Consider the following 14,914-nt stretch of genomic DNA (forward strand, 5'->3'; position numbering starts at 1 on the left):
GCTATTTAGCCCTGATGCAAGGGAATCTCGTCTTTTGGGACGAGAAGGAAAGGCAGCAGGAATAAGGTTTGCTGATAAATCCCGAGCCATTCGCTCCTATCTATTCAAAATAATCGCTGCTTCTTTGGCAAAATAAGTTGAAATTAAACTTGCACCTGCTCTTTTGATACACATTAATTGTTCCATCATAATTTTGTCGTGATCTAGCCAACCTCGTTCTGAAGCAGCTTTAATCATGGCATATTCGCCCGAAACGTGAAAAACCGTTACCGGAACGTTCACCGCATTTTTGACTTCACGAACAATGTCTAAATAAGCAATTCCTGGTTTTACCATAACCATATCGGCGCCTTCTTCTACGTCCATAAGTGCTTCTTTGATGGCTTCTATGCGGTTAGCGTAATCCATTTGGTAGGTTTTTTTGTCTTTTGGTACTTCGACATCGGCTTCTCTTGGCGCACTGTCTAAAGCATCGCGAAATGGTCCGTAAAATGCAGATGCATATTTTGCAGAATAACTCATGATTCCCACATTTGAAAATCCAGCGACGTCTAAACCTTGGCGCAAACGCAAAACGCGTCCGTCCATCATATCGCTTGGCGCTACGAAATCGGCTCCAGCTTGTGCGTGAGAAACGGCCATTTTTACAAGTGCGTCGTTGGTCGAGTCATTAGCAACATCACCATTTTCTATAATTCCGTCGTGACCGAAAATTGAGTAAGGATCGAGAGCAACATCTGGCATCACAATCATTTCTGGACAAGCCGATTTTATTGCTTTGATAGCTCTTTGCATTAATCCGTTTGGGTTCCAAGCTTCTTTTCCGGTGTTGTCCTTTAGAGATTCGTCGACTTTTACGTAGATGTTTACTGCACGAATTCCTAAAGCAAAAAGTTCTTTTACTTCTTCAACAGTTAAATCGATGGATCGACGGTAAATACCAACCATTGAAGGAATTTCAACTTTTACGTTTTCGCCTTCTGCAATGAACATAGGAAACATAAAATCGGATGGACTTAATGTGGTTTCGCGAACTAAACTTCTTATGGATTCGTTAACGCGTAATCTTCTGCCTCTTTGTAATGGGAACATATCTTTTAGCTTTAAGCTATCAGCAATTAGCTGTTAGCATTATTTAATTTAGTAATTAATCCGTTAAGCATTTTTTTAATCTCTTCAACTTGAAATAATAATTTTTGACCATTTTCAATTTGTATAAACTGTAAATCAATGCTCAATATTATTTGATATTCTAATTCATTGGCTGAACCAAATGCAAAATATAAAAATCTACAAAAATCCTTATCAGAATTTCTACCACAACCTTCTGCAATATTAGTTGGGATTGAACTTGAAGATCGTTTCATTTGACTAGTTAATGCAAATAATTCGTCTTTAGGAAAATCACGAGTAGTTTTATAAATATCTAAAACTAGCTCATGTGATTTTTGCCAAACAATATATTTTTTATAATCTCTCATCTTTTTGAGCTAACCGCTAATAGCTGATAGCTTACAGCCAGTCTATCGGTTTTTCTAATACTTTAATTAATTTTTCTTCTTCACTTCCAGAAACTGGATGATGGTCGTAATGCCATTGCACATGTGGTGGTAATGACATTAAAATAGATTCAATTCTTCCGTTAGTTTTTAATCCGAATAATGTGCCTTTATCGTGTACCAAATTGAATTCTACATAACGACCACGACGGATTTCTTGCCAAGTTCTTTGTTCTGGAGTGTATGCTAAATTTTTTCTTTTTTCAACAATGGGAACGTAAGCTTCTAGAAAACTGTTGCCAACTTCAGTTACGAAATTGTACCAATCTTCCATTTTCATGGTTTTGGTTTCTTTACAATAATCGAAGAATAATCCACCAAGACCTCGAGCTTCGTTTCTATGAGCGTTCCAAAAATAGTTATCGCATTGTTTTTTATATTTTGGATAAAACTCTGGATTATGCTTATCGCAAGCGGTTTTGCACGTTTGATGAAAATGTTTTCCATCTTCTTCAAACAGATAATAAGGTGTTAAATCTTGTCCACCACCGAACCAACTATTAATTACGTTTCCGTTATAATCATACATTTCAAAATAACGCCAATTTGCGTGAACCGTTGGAGCCATTGGGTTTTTAGGATGAATTACCAAACTCAATCCGCATGCGAAGAAATCTGCTTCACCTACGTTGAACATTTTTTGCATTGCTTCGGGTAATTTTCCGTGAACTGCCGAAATATTTACGCCACCTTTTTCGATTACGTTTCCGTTTTCTATAACACGCGTTCTTCCGCCGCCACCTTCTTGTCGTTCCCAAATGTCTTCACGGAATTTGGCAACACCATCAACTTTTTCTAGTTTGGAAGTGATTTGATCTTGTAGGTTTTGGATGTATGTTAGGAATTTATTTTTCATTTTTTTGAGCTTAAAGCTAATAGCGTTCTGCCGCTACACGACAGTTGTGCGTAGTTCTTGTTACTTTTTCTTACAATATATCTTACTGTCTTTAAGTTTAAACCCAACGCTTGAATATAAATTTATTGCGGCCAATCTATGGTCTTCAGTAAAAAGAAGTATTTCGGAAAGTTCTTTTTCTTCACCTACTTCAACTAATAAGTTTATCAATTTTCTTCCTATACCTTTTCCACGTGAAGCTGAGTCTACAACTACATCTTCAATCCAACCCTTGTTTCCAGATATAACTTTGTAAGTACACATTAATGCAATTCCAATTATTTTATTATTATCCTCACAATATGCAACTGTAATTTGGTTTTTCTCATTCAATATTTCTTCAAGATCCAACTGAATTTTGTTTGGACTTAATTGACGAAATAATTCAGAAACTTGTTCTCTAATGTCTATATTTAAATCATTTTTGTTTAAAATAGCTGCTTTCATTTCTTTTTAAGTGTTTTAAAAAATACAATCTTATTGGGTTATAATTTTATTTCAAATTAAAGTTATAATTTTCTGGGAACACGATAGAATTACTCAAAACTATATTCGGGCAGCTATTTTTTATATTCCTTCACAGCTTCAACAAAAGCCTTCGCATGATCTACTGGAATATTTGGTAAAATTCCGTGACCAAGGTTTACTATATAATTGTCTTTTCCGAATTCGTCTATCATTTCGTGTACCATTTTTTTGATGGTTGGAATTGGAGATAACAATCTTGATGGATCGAAATTTCCTTGTAATGTGATTTTTCCGCCTGTTAAATAACGTGCGTTTCTTGCCGAACAAGTCCAATCTACACCAAGTGCTGATGCTTTACTTTTCGCCATATCGTTCAACGCAAACCAACATCCTTTTCCGAAAACAATAACTTTAGTGTCTTCAGCCAAAGCGTTAACAATTTGGTTGATGTATTTCCAAGAGAATTCTTGATAATCTACTGGTGATAACATTCCGCCCCAAGAATCGAAAATTTGAATGGCATTACAACCTGCTTTTACTTTTTCTTTCAAATACAAAATCGTTGTATCGGTGATTTTTTGTAATAAGGTATGCGCTGCAACTGGATTTGAAAAACAAAACCCTTTAGCTGTATCAAAGCTTTTTGAGCCTTTTCCTTCTACGCAATAGCAAAAAATTGTCCAAGGCGAACCTGCAAAACCAATAAGTGGCACCTCATCGTTCAACATTTCTTTAGTTAATTTGATTGCATCAAAAACATACCCTAAAGTTTCATGAACATCTGGAACAATTACTTGATTTACTTGTTCCATTGTACGAATTGGATTTGGAATAATTGGTCCCAAATTGTCTTTCAATTCAACGTGAATTCCCATAGCTCTTGGAACTACCAAAATATCAGAAAATAAAATCGCTGCATCTGGTTTTACAATTCTAATAGGTTGAACTGTAATTTCTGCAGCTAATTCTGGAGTTTCGCAACGAGTGAAGAAATCATATTTGTCTCGCAAAGCTCTGAATTCTGGTAAATATCTTCCTGCTTGACGCATCATCCAAACTGGTGGTCGTTCTACAGTTTCATTATTTAATGCTCTTAAAAATAGGTCGTTTTTGATCATTTTTTTATTTGTTGCCACGAATTTCACGAATTATCACGAATTATTTCTCGCAAAGTCGCAAAGTCGCGATATTTTAATTATTGTAATATTCTATAACTTCATCTATCACATTTTCTATGGATGGTTTTTCTGCAATGATGATGTTTTTTACTTTTTTGTTTTCTAATGCTTCTGCGGTGGTTTCTCCTATGCAAAAGCACATTTCTTCTTTTATGGTATTCAATTTGAAATAACTTTCAACTCCAGACGGACTGAAAAATAATATTCCGTCTAACTTTTCTTTAATTTTTTTTGAAGTTATGTTGGTTTCATAAACTTCTATTTCGTTGAATGTTATTCCGTTTTCTTTTAGTGTGTTTGGTAAAACGTCACGACGTAAGTTTCCGCTGAAAAAGGTGTAACTTTCTTTTGAATAAATAAGTGAAATTATTTCAGCCAAATCGGATGCGTAACCTGTATAAGCAATTACATTGAATCCATTTTCAGTTAATAAATCTTTTGTTTTCATTCCAACAGAAAAGACATTTTTGCTTTTTAGTTCATCGCATTTTGGATGTTGTAAAATACTTTGAACTGCATTTTGACTTGTAAAAATCAGATTGTCGTTAACTTTTGAAAGTTCGAAATTCTTGATTTTAGTTTCAATGAAATCTTCAATAATTAAAGAAATATTGGCGGCGAGTATATCTTGCTTTTGATTTGGTAAAAGCTTTTTTGTGGATAGTATGTTGATTAGTTTTGTCATTTTATAGGGAACACAGATTTGAGAAATCTATTTTTTTAAAATCTTTTTAATTTCTGCCATTAATTCTGTGCCGCCATTGTTTAAAATTTCTTGAGCTGCATTGAAACCTAGTTTTTTCCATTCGGAAATATCAACTACTTTTTCAATTTCTAGTTTTTGTTTTCCATCGATGGATAATAAAACTCCTTTGAAATTGATAGTATCTTCTTTCTCATTATAGATTGCAATTGCTCCGATTGGCGCTGTACATCCGCCTTCTAACGTTTTTAGAAATTGTCTTTCTATATAGGTACAAATTTCGGTTTCGATGTGATTTAATTGCGAAAGTGCATCCAATGTAAAATTGTCATTTGCCATAGCAACCACAACCATCGCTCCTTGTGCTGGCGCTGGAATCATCCAATCTAAATTGATATAATTCTCTGGTTTTAAGTTGATTCTTTCCAATCCTGCTGCTGCAAAAACGGCTCCGTTCCAATCATTTTCATTAAGTTTTTGCATCCTTGTATTCACATTTCCTCGCAAATCAACCACTTTATGATTTGGATATTTATTCCACCATTGCGCTTGACGACGCAAACTTCCTGTTGCAATTGTTCCATTAGATTCTAAAAAATCTAAGTTTCCTTTATGAACTAAAATGTCTAAAATATTGGCTCTTTCTAAAACGGCAGCTTGAACAATTCCAATTGGAAGTGCCGTAGGAACATCTTTCATAGAATGCACGGCAATATCAACTTGACCATTTATCATTGCAATGTCTAATGTTTTGGTAAAAATTCCTGTGATTCCGAGTTCGTAAAGCGGTTTGTCGAGAATGATATCACCTTGCGATTTTACGGCTATAATTTCGGTTTTATAACCTAAATCGTTGAGTTGTTTTTGAACGGTGTGTGCTTGCCAAAGTGCTAATTCACTATCACGAGTTCCTATACGTATTGTTTTTTCAGACATTTTTTCTTTTTTGAACCATTAAGGAATTAAGGTTCATTGAGGTTTATTGTTGCGAAATTTTATTTTTAAAAAAATGATTTCTCTTGTTCTAACTGAAATACTTTTTCAATCCATTCAATTCCTTCTTCCATTGAGTCGCCATCTTTTAAATGATTTACAAAGTGATTTGTGATTTTTTGAATGATTCTATTGCTGATTAATTCAGCTTGTTCTTCGTCAAAATTAGCCAATTTTTTGCGTTGAAAATTCAACTCGCCGTCTTTGATAGAATTTAATTTTTCTTTCAGAGCATGAATAGTCGGCGCAAACTTTCTGTTTTTGGTCCAAGCTATAAATTCTTCTTTGATTTCCTCTATAATTGCTTCGGCTTGAGGAATATGTAGTTTTCTGTTTTCCAAAGTTTCATCCGTCATTTGCGACAAATGATCCATGTGAATTAAAGTAACGCCTTCAATATCTTTTACATTTTCATTTACATTCTTTGGAATAGATAAATCTAAAATCAACAACGGTTTTTTAAGATTCAAAATAGCTTTGTCAACTGTAGGATTTTGAGCGCCTGTTGCCACTACAACCACATCGGCTTTTTGTAATTCCAATTGTAAATCGGCGTAATCTTTTACAATAACATTTAATTTTTGAGCTAGCTTTTCTGCTTTATCTTTGGTACGATTGATTAAAGTAATTTGCTCGTGTTTGGTATGTTTTACAAGGTTTTCGCAAGTATTTCTTCCGATTTTCCCTGTTCCGAAAAGTAAGATGTTTTTGTTGGCAATATCTTCTACGTTTTTGAAAATATATTGCACTGAGGCAAAAGAAACAGAAGTTGCACCTGAAGAAATTTCGGTTTGTGTTTTAATTTTTTTACTCGCTTGAATAACCGAATTGACCAATCTTTCTAGAAATGAATTAACCATTCCGTTAGATTTACTTTCGTTAAAAGCGGTTTTTAGTTGACTAATAATTTCAAAATCTCCAAGAATTTGACTGTCTAAGCCAGTTCCAACGCGAAACATGTGATTGATTGCTTCTTGATTTTTATAGATATAGGCAACTTCTTGAAATTCTTCTACAGAACCTTGGCTATTAGCACATAAAAGCTTGATTAATTGATATGGATGTTGTGCAAAACCATAAATTTCAGTTCTATTGCATGTAGAAGTAACGATTAAAGAATCAATTCCTTCGGCTTCGGCTTGTATAAGTAAAGTTGCTTTGGCTTGAGCATCTAAACTGAATTTTCCTCTTATTGCTGCATCGGCTTTTTTGTAGCTAAGGCCTAATGCATAAAAAGTGGCGTGTTTCGACATATTAAAATTTTCCATATTTGTACTTTACCTAAAAGTTCAACAAAAATATTACTATACTATTTATAAAAGTAACGCTCAAAGTACTTTTTGTGTCGCTATGCGATTTTTTAAACCTTATTTGACTTTTTAGCGTTATTTATTATAAATTTGCAATGAAACCAAGTCTTTCAGAATAACTTATATAGATTAATTCTAAATAAGTGGATGACATGATTCCAAAATCATATACGAAAAAATATCGCTATGGGTTCACAAGAAGAAATAAAAATTGAAAATGATTTTACCTTAATTCGTTTTCAAAATGATGGAAATGAGAGTTTTCACGTGAAAAGACATGTTAATCAAGGTCTTATTCAATTTCATTTTGGCATCAAGGGAAAAGCTAAATTTGTCTTTAATGATGGAAATTATGCATTAGATTTGAGAGAAGAGAAAGCGCTTTTGTTTTACAATCCCCAAAAAGAATTGCCTTTGAATCTAGAAATCGCTCCAAATTCGTGGATAATTTCAGTTATTATATCCATTCAAAAATTTCATGGTTTGTTTTCTACAGAAGCCGAACATATTCCTTTTTTGAGCGAGGAAAACAAGGATAAAAAATACTATAAAGAAACGGATATCAGTCCGTCGATGGCTATTGTTTTAAGTCAATTGTTTCATTATAATTTGAATCCGTCGATTAAAAATCTTTACTATAAAGGTAAAGGATACGAATTGTTGAGTTTGTATTTCAATCGTTCGGAAGATCCAAATGCAGAACAATGTCCGTTTTTGATAGATGAAGAAAATGTTTTAAAGATCAAAAAAGCTAAAGAAATTATCATCCAAAATATGGCAGAACCACCAGGTTTGGAGGAATTGGCAGAACAAGTTGGATTGAGTTTGAAAAGACTAAAAATGGGTTTCAAACAAATTTATGGCGATACGGTTTACGGATTTCTATTTGATTACAAAATGGATTACGCTCGACAATTATTAGACAGCGGTTCGTATAATGTAAACGAAGTGGGTTTGAAAATTGGCTACAGCACCGGAAGTCATTTTATTGCAGCTTTCAAGAAAAAATTTGCTACAACTCCGAAAAAATATTTGATGTCGATAAATCCGAATACATAATGAGAAAAGTTATAGTGTTATTTGCGTTTATTTTATGTTTTATCTCTTGTAAAAAAGAACCCTTTTTTACAAATTTTGATACTATTGAATATTATCATTTGAAAAGTGACTCTTTATTGAAAATTATTCCAAATGATTCTATAAATGAAAAAATAAATAGCAAATATGATAAATCGACAATAGATGATAAATCGACAATAGATGATGATGTTTTTTTTAAAAGAAAAGAAAATTTTGAAAAGAAAAATTTTTCAAGTGAAGACATTGAAGGTTTTAAGTCATTATTTATTGAAAAGGTTTTTTCTAAGAATAAACTCAATAAATGTTTTCCGTTATACAGAGAGGTTTTGATTTTAAAAAACAGCAAAGAAGTTATTGGAATTGTTGGTATTTGTTTTGACTGTAAAATGTATTACATCAAATATAATAATCAAGAAAACAAAAAAATTCAGGTTAATGGAAGTATTGAAGGTTCTGAATTAGAGACTTTGCTTAAAAAATATCAAACCCAATAAATTTCGTATATCAAACAATCGATAAAAAAAACATAAACATAAATGTAAAAAGTAAGAATAATTTACTTTTACAAAAAATTAAATTTTACTATGAAAGGTGTATTACTTGTAAATTTAGGATCTCCAGAAAGTCCAACCGCAAAAGATGTTAAGCCGTATTTAGATGAGTTTTTAATGGATAAATACGTAATTGACGTTCCGTTTTTATTACGTGCGTTATTGGTTCGAGGAATTATTTTACAAACGCGACCGAAAAAATCGGCAGAAGCTTATGCTCGCATTTGGACTGACGAAGGTTCTCCTTTAATAGTTCTTTCAAAAAAAATGCACCAAAAAGTTCAAAAACTAGTTGATGTTCCTGTGGCTTTAGCAATGCGTTATGGAACAATAACCATTCAAAAAGGATTGCAAGAATTGAAAGACAAAGGTGTTACCGAAGTAATGCTGATGCCTTTATATCCGCAACATGCTATGGCTTCGACTACTACAATTGTTGTTTTAGCAGAAGAATTGCGTCAGAAGTTTTTTCCTGAAATGACTTTTACCAATGTTCCTGCATTTTACAATAAACCTGATTATATTCAGGCATTAGCTAATTCGATGAAAAAGCATTTGGAAGGATTTGATTACGATCATTTGTTGTTTTCGTATCACGGAATTCCGAAGCGTCATATTCGTAAAACAGATGTTACCAAATCACATTGTAAAATGGACAGAACGTGTTGCAATACGCCTTCGCCAGCACATGAATTTTGTTACAGTCATCAATGCTATGAAACTACAAAACAAGTAGTAAAATTATTAGGAATTCCCGAAGGAAAATACAGTCAAACGTTCCAATCAAGATTGGCTGGTGACAAATGGTTAACGCCTTACACCGATGTTGAAATCAACAAAATGCCCGAACAAGGAATTAAGAAATTAGCAGTTGTAACTCCAGCTTTCGTAGCCGATTGTTTAGAAACGTTAGAAGAAATTGCTATGGAAGCTAACGAACAATTTTTACATCATGGTGGCGAAGAATTTATGGCAGTTCCATGTATGAATGATGAGGACGAATGGTGTGGAGTTGTAGCGAATTGGATTGAGGATTTTAAGAAAAAATAAAACTAATATGAAAATTTACTTTTTAATTCTTTTAAGTTTTATTCTTTTTTCTTGTTCAAAAAAAACAGATTCTGATAGTAAAAAATTAGAAAGTAAAACTTTGGATTCAACAACACTAAAGAGCACTGAAAAGAAAACTTCAGTTAGTAATAGTTATCAAGCAGGATTTCATTTAACACATAATATTGAAGTCGATTCTATTGATGGAAAACCAGTGAAATTTTACATTGAAAACAAAAATTGTGACTCTTTGGCTATTGCATTTTATTATGGAAAATACCGGCCAACTGACGGAAATTTAACCGAAAATCTTTTAAACCTATCAGCAACAAATGATAAAAATTTAAGACCTTTTTATCGATGGATTTTAGACAAAACAATTGAAATATCTGACGGTGCTTTAGCCGAATATCCTGGAATTCCTGCGAGAAAATATGCTGAAAAATTTCCCGAAGAATTATTTAATTTTTTAGATTCCGATACCAGTAAAACTAGATATTCAAACTGGACCGATATTATTTCTTATAGTGGATTCTATGAAACTGATGATTATAATAAACCTGAACTAATTAGAAAAAAAATGGCGGCTGAAATGATAAAAAAAAGCTCAATAAAATTGCAAAACAGAATTGCAAAATTCACATTAGATTGTTTTCCAAATGTTAACAAAATTGACCAATAATGGAACTCTACAACTACATAAAATCACTTCACTTAATATTTGTCATCACTTGGTTTGCAGGATTATTTTATATTGTTCGTTTGTTTGTTTATCAAATTGAAGCCAACAATATGCCATCGCCAGATAGAGAAATTTTATTGAAACAATACAAAATAATGACCTACCGACTTTGGTACATCATTACTTGGCCAAGCGGAATTTTAGCAACTATTTTTGCAATTTGGCTACTTGATTTGAATCCTACTTGGCTAGAAATGCCGTGGATGCATGTAAAACTAGTTTTTGTAGCACTATTATTTGCTTATCATTATAAATGTCATTTAATTTATAAAGATTTGCAGAATAATGCATTTAAGTACACTTCTAATTTTATGCGCTTGTGGAATGAAGGTGCCACAATTATTTTATTTGCAGTTGTTTTTTTAGTAATTTTAAAAAATGAATTCAATTGGATTTATGGCGTTGTTGGAATCTTTTTATTTTCCATTATAATAATGTTGGGATTCAAATTTTACAAAAGAATAAGAGAAAAAAAATAGTTGGCAGTTTTAAGTGTTCAGTTAACAGCTGGTACTGAAAACAGAAAACAGAAAACAAACAAATGAAGAACTTCAAAATGTCAATGCTTTCACTTCGAATTAGGATTTTCCTATCGATGATTGTATTGATTTTGATTGCTTCCATTCTAATGGCTTCGATTTCTGTGATTCAGTTTAAAAATGAAGCTCGAAATTACCATCAAGAGCGTCTCGAACGTAAAGAAGATGCCGTAAAGGAGCACATTAATTATATATTATCTAACACCACTTATCCGTTAACAGAAAAAAATCTGCCGTTAATTTTTAAAGACAAAATCCACGAACTTTCAGATATTCATAATGTTGAAATAAACATTTACAGTTTAAATGGAAATCTTTTAAAATCTTCTAAAGCATCGTTTTCTGTTGATAGTATTTCGCCTCCTATTCCTAAATACATTATCAAATTGGTACAATCTTCTATCGAAAAAAGATATGTTGATATTAAAAGTGTGGATGGAATTAAAAATCGTTCATCTTACACACAGATTAAAGATGATAAATTCAAACCACTTGGAATACTGAATTTACCTTATGTTGACGACGATAGTTTTTATGAAAATGAAATTCAAGAATTCTTAATTCGATTGAGTCAAGTTTACTTTTTTATGTTGATTATTGCTTTTGCTTTGGCTTACTTTTTAGCTTCCTATATCACGCAATCTTTAAAAACTATTTCCGATAAAATCAACGAAACTAGTTTGAATCAAAAGAACGAAAAGATCGTAATTGAAGCCAACAGTCGTGAGATTAATTCGTTGATAAAAGCTTATAATGCCATGGTTGATAAATTGGAAGAAAGTGCAACAATGTTAGCACAATCCGAACGTGAACAAGCATGGCGCGAAATGGCAAAACAAGTGGCACACGAAATCAAAAATCCGCTTACGCCTATGCGTTTGACTGTCCAAAGTTTTGAACGAAAATTCAATCCAGAAGATCCTGATTTGAAACAAAAACTGAACGATTATACCAAAACATTGATTCAGCAAATTGATACCATGACTTCGGTTGCTTCAGCTTTTTCAAATTTTGCGTCGATGCCAGCACAACAAAATGAAACACTAAATGTGGTAGAAGTGGTAGAATTTTCATTAGATATTTTCAATGAAGAATACATCATATTTGAAAGTGATGAAGAGGAAATTATCACGATAATGGACCGAACGCAATTGATTAGAATTATAACCAATTTAGTCAAAAATGCCATTCAAGCCATTCCAGATGAAAAAACAGAAAAATCAATTTTAGTTGCAGTAAAACGTGTTGAAAACAATGTAAATATTACTGTAAAAGACAACGGAATTGGAATTGAATTGGAATACATTGAGCATATTTTTGAACCAAAATTCACCACAAAAACAAGCGGAATGGGATTAGGTTTAGGAATTATCAAAAACATTATAGAAAATTACAAAGGAACTATTACATTTGAAACCGAATTAGGAAAAGGAACAACATTTATAGTTTCGCTTCCAATAATTGAAAAATAAAATTATGAACTTCGAAAACATACTACTTTCTACGGAAAACGGAATTGGGCAAATTACCATCAATAGGCCATCAAAATTAAATGCTTTAAATGTGGCAACCATACAAGAATTGCACAACGCTTTTGAAACATTAGATGCTGATGTAGCTACCAAAGTTATTATTCTAACAGGTGAAGGTGAAAAAGCATTTGTTGCAGGAGCCGATATTTCTGAGTTTGCACATTTTTCTGTTGAAGAAGGAGCGCAATTGGCTCAACAAGGACAAGAATTGTTATTTGATTTTATAGAAAATTTAAAAACTCCAGTAATTGCAGCAGTGAACGGATTTGCTCTTGGTGGCGGATTAGAATTGGCAATGTCGTGTCATTTTAGAATAGCGTCAGAAAATGCAAAAATGGGTTTGCCAGAAGTTTCACTTGGAGTAATTCCTGGTTATGGAGGAACGCAACGTTTACCTCAACTTGTTGGAAAAGGCCGCGCGATGGAAATTGTAATGACTGCTGGAATGATGGATGCTGAAACTGCAAAAACTTATGGATTAGTTAATCATGTGGTTCCACAAGCAGAATTAATAGAATTTGCAAAAGGAATTGCTTCTAAAATTATGCGTAATTCTCCTGTAGCTATCGGATATGCCATAAAAGCTATCAATGCTAATTTCAAAGACGGTGTCGATGGTTATAAAACCGAAATTAAAAACTTTGGAAAATGCTTCGGAACTGAAGATTTTAAAGAAGGAACAACTGCATTTTTAGAAAAAAGAAAAGCGGATTTTAAAGGAAAATAATACGCATACCAATAAAAATAACCTCTAAAAACTTTACATGAAAAAACTTTTTACCTGCATTGCAATTGCTTTGCTTTCAAATGTCTCATTGCAGGCGCAAGACATTCCTTTTAAGATTCAACAAAGTGATGTTTTCAAAGACGAATACAAACGATCTACAATTATGTCAGTTGAAGAAGACGGAAACGGCGGATTAATTATTGTTCGTTCCTTTATGGGAGGTGCATTTTCTAGTGCATTTGGCTATTATTTCGAACATTATGATTCTAATATGAAACTCATAAAAGAATTTGAGTATGATTCTAAAAGAAGTGGTGTTATGGGAATTATAGTTAACGGAGACAAAGTAAGTATTATCGATTTTACTTATGTAAAAGAACAAAAAGCCTTTGTTTGTAACGCAAATTCTGCAAGTATAAACGATTTTAATTTTACAAAAAAAGAACTTTTTACACTTCCAAGTGAAGAAGTAAGTGGTTTTTCTTTTTGGGGAGTTGGTGGCGGTTACGACGGCGATACAGGTGCTCAAATGATTGTCAATGAAGATAAAACGGCATTTTCTATTATTGTAGATATTTCTAATAAAAACCAAGAAACACACAAGTTATATTTATTTGACGCTAAGTTAAATCAGAAATTTATTCACGAGTTTAAACGCGATATTAAAGACAAAAAATTTAGATATGAAAACATTGATGTTTCTAAAGATGGAAACACTTTGTATTTATTAGGAAAAGTTTATACTACAGAAAAGAAAAAGAAAAAAGACGGTGGAAAATACCAATATGAACTGTCAAGAATAACTAAAGATGGAATTGCAACTCAAGTTTTTGACACAGAAGAACATTATTCTGGATCATTAAAAACGATTGTTTTTGAAGACCGAGTTAGTTGTGTAGGATTTTATTCTGATAGAAAGGATTCACGATACAAAGGTTTGAGTTATTTTGAAATGGATCCAAAAACGTTAGCTATAAAAAAATCTAAATTCAATCCGTTTACAGAGCAATTTATGATTGATAAATACGGAAAAGACAAAGATAAAGAATTAAGAAACCTTTCTTTTAGAGGAATTTCTGTTACTGCATCTGGTGATATTGTTTTTAATGCCGAAGAATTTTATGTGATTACGACAACCATGATGCAGCCTGGTGGTGGAATGTCCACTAGAACCACTTATTATTACAATGATATTGTAAGTGCAAAACTTAATAAAAGTGGTGATTTAATTTGGGCAAGAAACATCAACAAACGTCAGGCAACAAGTGGTGATGATTCTTATATTTCATACACTTCAACTATCAAAGGTGATGATACTTTTTTCTTTATAAACACAGGAGAAAAAGTTAAAAAAATAAGTAACGATAGGATTCAATTTGGACAAACAAGCGCCAAACGTTCTAATTTAAATATCATTAGAATTAAACCAAATGGTGATTTTGACTATCAAGAAATACTAGATGATAAAGATAGTGAAGTTCCGTTTATGGTTTCTGATGGTGCTGTCACTAACAATTCAGTATATTTTATCGGACGAAAAGGAAAGAAAAAACAACTTTTAAAAGTTACTTTGTAAAACTAAAAAGA

At 32.5% G+C, this 14,914-nt stretch carries 16 protein-coding genes; 8 read left to right on the top strand and 8 right to left on the bottom strand.

Going from position 1 to position 14,914, the window contains the following annotated elements; genetic code table 11:
- Positions 1-96: 96 nt before the first annotated feature.
- The 8 genes from hemB to hemA form a co-directional block, all read right to left on the bottom strand.
- Positions 97-1,092 carry a porphobilinogen synthase gene (gene hemB / locus ABD771_RS08060; RefSeq protein ID WP_345093261.1) on the bottom strand — a complete coding sequence of 332 codons (996 nt, stop codon included), beginning with the start codon at positions 1,090-1,092 and terminating at the stop codon, positions 97-99.
- Between the two features lie 26 nt (positions 1,093-1,118).
- Complete coding sequence (locus tag ABD771_RS08065; RefSeq protein WP_345093264.1) at positions 1,119-1,481, bottom strand: four helix bundle protein; 363 nt, start codon at positions 1,479-1,481, stop codon at positions 1,119-1,121.
- Between the two features lie 31 nt (positions 1,482-1,512).
- Positions 1,513-2,415 (bottom strand): oxygen-dependent coproporphyrinogen oxidase, encoded by a 903-nt coding sequence (hemF, locus tag ABD771_RS08070; protein WP_345093267.1) that lies wholly within the window; start codon positions 2,413-2,415, stop codon positions 1,513-1,515.
- 60 nt (positions 2,416-2,475) lie between these two features.
- On the bottom strand, positions 2,476-2,901 hold the full coding sequence (locus ABD771_RS08075) for a GNAT family N-acetyltransferase (RefSeq protein ID WP_345093270.1): 426 nt from the start codon (positions 2,899-2,901) through the stop codon (positions 2,476-2,478).
- 113 nt (positions 2,902-3,014) lie between these two features.
- On the bottom strand, positions 3,015-4,040 hold the full coding sequence (gene hemE, locus ABD771_RS08080; protein ID WP_345093273.1) for a uroporphyrinogen decarboxylase: 1,026 nt from the start codon (positions 4,038-4,040) through the stop codon (positions 3,015-3,017).
- A 73-nt stretch (positions 4,041-4,113) separates the two neighbouring features.
- Positions 4,114-4,785 carry a uroporphyrinogen-III synthase gene (locus ABD771_RS08085; protein WP_345093276.1) on the bottom strand — a complete coding sequence of 224 codons (672 nt, stop codon included), beginning with the start codon at positions 4,783-4,785 and terminating at the stop codon, positions 4,114-4,116.
- Positions 4,786-4,812: 27 nt separating this feature from the next.
- A complete protein-coding gene (gene hemC, locus ABD771_RS08090) occupies positions 4,813-5,739 on the bottom strand; it encodes a hydroxymethylbilane synthase (protein WP_345093279.1) in 927 nt (308 codons plus the stop codon).
- A gap of 65 nt (positions 5,740-5,804) precedes the next feature.
- Positions 5,805-7,064 carry a glutamyl-tRNA reductase gene (gene hemA, locus ABD771_RS08095; protein ID WP_345093282.1) on the bottom strand — a complete coding sequence of 420 codons (1,260 nt, stop codon included), beginning with the start codon at positions 7,062-7,064 and terminating at the stop codon, positions 5,805-5,807.
- Between the two features lie 228 nt (positions 7,065-7,292).
- On the opposite strand from hemA, the gene ABD771_RS08100 reads away from it, so the two are divergent.
- The 8 genes from ABD771_RS08100 (at position 7,293) to ABD771_RS08135 (ending at position 14,903) form a co-directional block, all read left to right on the top strand.
- Positions 7,293-8,165 (top strand): helix-turn-helix transcriptional regulator, encoded by an 873-nt coding sequence (locus tag ABD771_RS08100; protein ID WP_345093285.1) that lies wholly within the window; start codon positions 7,293-7,295, stop codon positions 8,163-8,165.
- On the top strand, positions 8,165-8,680 hold the full coding sequence (locus ABD771_RS08105; RefSeq protein ID WP_345093287.1) for a hypothetical protein: 516 nt from the start codon (positions 8,165-8,167) through the stop codon (positions 8,678-8,680). The genes ABD771_RS08100 and ABD771_RS08105 overlap by 1 nt, the downstream gene beginning before the upstream one ends.
- Positions 8,681-8,770: 90 nt before the next feature.
- Complete coding sequence (hemH, locus tag ABD771_RS08110; protein ID WP_345093290.1) at positions 8,771-9,787, top strand: ferrochelatase; 1,017 nt, start codon at positions 8,771-8,773, stop codon at positions 9,785-9,787.
- Positions 9,788-9,794: 7 nt separating this feature from the next.
- Entirely contained in the window at positions 9,795-10,469 is a 675-nt protein-coding gene (locus tag ABD771_RS08115; RefSeq protein WP_345093293.1) for a hypothetical protein, read from the top strand.
- Entirely contained in the window at positions 10,469-11,008 is a 540-nt protein-coding gene (locus ABD771_RS08120) for a CopD family protein (RefSeq protein ID WP_345093296.1), read from the top strand. The genes ABD771_RS08115 and ABD771_RS08120 overlap by 1 nt, the downstream gene beginning before the upstream one ends.
- 116 nt (positions 11,009-11,124) lie before the next feature.
- Positions 11,125-12,540, top strand: a complete 1,416-nt coding sequence (locus ABD771_RS08125) for a sensor histidine kinase (protein ID WP_425556465.1) — start codon at positions 11,125-11,127, stop codon at positions 12,538-12,540.
- 4 nt (positions 12,541-12,544) lie between these two features.
- Positions 12,545-13,327 (top strand): enoyl-CoA hydratase/isomerase family protein, encoded by a 783-nt coding sequence (locus tag ABD771_RS08130; RefSeq protein WP_345093302.1) that lies wholly within the window; start codon positions 12,545-12,547, stop codon positions 13,325-13,327.
- A gap of 37 nt (positions 13,328-13,364) precedes the next feature.
- Positions 13,365-14,903: a hypothetical protein gene (locus ABD771_RS08135; protein WP_345093304.1), complete on the top strand. Its 1,539-nt coding sequence runs from the start codon at positions 13,365-13,367 to the stop codon at positions 14,901-14,903.
- Positions 14,904-14,914 lie beyond the last annotated feature (11 nt).

This window comes from Flavobacterium chungnamense (assembly GCF_039539165.1).
GTDB classification, from domain to species: Bacteria; Bacteroidota; Bacteroidia; order Flavobacteriales; family Flavobacteriaceae; genus Flavobacterium; species Flavobacterium chungnamense.